Genomic DNA, 264 nt, shown 5'->3' on the forward strand with positions numbered 1-264 from the left:
GGTTGCCGTTCTCCTGCGGCATGAGGTAAGGCGTCTGCATGTCGTCGATGGTTCTATGCCATACACCGAAGCGTGTAGCCGAGTGACTATCGCTGTATGCCTGAGTCATGGGGTCCTCCTGAGTGGGGCGGTTCCCCCTCAGATAAGCAATGAAATGAATCCCCGGTCAAATACCATTTCCGTCGCGGATTAATAGCGTTTTGCTCGCAATTTATTCGAAACAAAACGGCAATCTGCGACCCATATCCTTCCCGAATGGAACTC

1 protein-coding gene is annotated in these 264 nt (G+C 51.9%); it reads right to left on the bottom strand.

Translation table 11 applies throughout. From position 1 onward, the window contains the following. The coding region (locus SB754_RS20920; RefSeq protein WP_410784271.1) for a hypothetical protein at positions 1-109 on the bottom strand (109 nt) is incomplete at its 3' end. Positions 110-264: the final 155 nt, after the last annotated feature.

Origin of the sequence: Leifsonia sp. SIMBA_070, from assembly GCF_046534635.1 — a bacterium.
Taxonomy (GTDB): Bacteria; Actinomycetota; Actinomycetes; order Actinomycetales; family Microbacteriaceae; genus Leifsonia.